This window comes from Paraburkholderia ribeironis (genome assembly GCF_900019265.1).
Lineage (GTDB): Bacteria > Pseudomonadota > Gammaproteobacteria > Burkholderiales > Burkholderiaceae > Paraburkholderia > Paraburkholderia ribeironis.
On the sequence record NZ_CYGX02000112.1, the window covers coordinates 1 to 1,989 of the forward strand.

1 protein-coding gene and 3 pseudogenes are annotated in these 1,989 nt (G+C 58.4%); 2 read left to right on the forward strand and 2 right to left on the reverse strand.

All coding sequences use genetic code 11. The features are described 5' to 3' along the window. Window positions 1-135: pseudogene (locus tag BN2475_RS34915) on the reverse strand (IS6 family transposase); the annotation flags it as partial. 144 nt (window positions 136-279) lie between these two features. Between BN2475_RS34915 and BN2475_RS30980 the strand changes: the two are divergent. Then, window positions 280-402: pseudogene (locus BN2475_RS30980) on the forward strand (IS3 family transposase); the annotation flags it as partial. Between the two features lie 175 nt (window positions 403-577). Here BN2475_RS30980 and BN2475_RS30985 read toward each other — a convergent pair. Next, on the reverse strand, window positions 578-1,150 hold the full coding sequence (locus tag BN2475_RS30985; RefSeq protein ID WP_245841702.1) for a recombinase family protein: 573 nt from the start codon (window positions 1,148-1,150) through the stop codon (window positions 578-580). Between the two features lie 107 nt (window positions 1,151-1,257). Here BN2475_RS30985 and BN2475_RS30990 point away from each other — a divergent pair. Continuing rightward, window positions 1,258-1,989 (forward strand): annotated as a pseudogene (locus tag BN2475_RS30990) (transposase); the annotation flags it as partial.

Here is a 1,989-nt window from a genome sequence, read left to right on the forward strand (position 1 = left end):
ACCATCGATTTCCTGCTGCCCTTCGAGCGCGGCGAGACTGGCGCCGCTCCTGTCGATTGTCACGGTGTCGGGTTCCCCGTTCTGATCGATCGATTTCTCGAAATACCGGCGGGCTGCGGCCTTGTCGCGATGGGCACCCATCCGTCCGCCGCTGATCAATTCTACGACCTCGCAATATAAGCAGTACTTTGTATAACAATCTCGCTCGCCCCTCGATCCTTACCGCGACAAAGCCGCTTTAACACCGCTCCGCGGCAGCCTGAACTCATCCCGCCTGGGGCAATGCACGAGGTGCTTGATTGGCTGTGCTTCTACAATGCCCATCGACTACACTCGACGCTCGGGTACGTCAGCCCCATGACGTTTGAAAAGAACTGGCTCGCTGAACAGCGAGTTGCCTGATGCCCTCGATTAAGGGATGCGTAAACGAGGGCAGGGTCACTGACGGCGCCATGCTTGACGCGGTCTGAGCAACTCATCAAACACCATCAACGGCTGTGGGTCAAGGCACAAATGGCGATCGCATTGGCATATTGCATTATGGGCACGGACGGATGGTGCCATAACGACAGTGTGTTCAACTTGCATTTGCGGCGTGCCGCGACAGGAGGCGAAAGAGGGTTGATCGGTGAATGCCGAACAAATTTGCAATTCCCCGCATACTCGTATTGCCTTCGTCGACGAGGCGATATATATGTTCTACCTGTGCGGAACCAAGCACCGCTTTGCGGCCGAATTTCGTGCCGCGGGCCATTGCCGCCGCACGCCCCGTGCTAGCGCGCTCAACAATCAGCTTGCGCTCAAACTCGGCGATACCATTAAAAACGGTTAGCACTATGCCGCCTGCAGACGTCGTGGTATCCGCCCACGGCTCGACGAGGCTGCGCAGGCCTGCGCCAGCATCATGAATGCGTGCAACGATCCCAAGCAGATCACGAAAACTGCGAGCCAGCCGGTCAAGACGTGTCACGACGATCGCGTCACCGGCTCGCAAGCGTTCGATCACCTGGTCGAGTTGTGGATGAGCCCGCCTCGTGCCAAAAACTTTCTCAGAAAAAACACGGTTGCATCCAACCGCACGCAATTGCGCTAGCTGTTTGCTGGCATCTTGGTCTTGCGTCGAGACCCGTACGTAGTTCGACCTGAACAATCTTCGAAGCCTTGCAGGGTGAGGCTTTGAAGGCGAAATGGTGTTGTGAGATTTGCAGGAACCTGGCACATTAACGCGTGAATCCTGCATTTTTTGACGAGGTGCAGATGGGTCCGAAGACACCTGTACCGGAACAAGATTTCTTGCGGCATCCGCTGCGCGAACAGATCAACCTGAAGCATCCATTGGTACGCCTGACTGACGTGATCAACTGGGAACGGCTGGGCNNGCGTTTGACCTGTCCGACGAAGAGGTCGTCTGGCAATGGGTTGAGAACCCCAACTGGCAGGTCTTTACGGGCGAGACGTATCTGCAGACGGAGCCGCCAATCGACCCGTCGAGCCTGACGCGCTGGAGGAAGCGCCTGGGCGAAGCCGGCGTTGAAGAGCTGCTGGCCGAGACGATCGAAGCAGCGAAACGTGCCGGTGTTCTCAAGGCCTCGAGCGTGAAGCGCGTGATCGTCGAGACGACAGTCATGGAGAAGGCCATTGCCCATCCAACCGATTCCCGATTGATCGAGCGGTGCGGCGAACATCTGGTGAAGGCGGCCGCACGTCATGGCCTGAAGCTGCGGCAGAACTACAACCGCGAGGCGCCGCGCCTGGGGCTTCAGATTGGCCGCTATGCTCACGCGAAGCAGTACAAGCGCATGAGGAAGGCATTGCGCACGCTGCGTTCGCGCGTTGGCGGCGTCATGCGCGACGTTGAACGGCAGGTCACCCAGGTGGCAGACTCAAGCCGTACTGCGCTGCTGGAGCTGATCGCCAGGACGAAGCGGGTTCTGTCGCAAAAGCCGAAGGACAAGACCAGGCTGTACGCGCTGCATGCGCCGGAAGTCG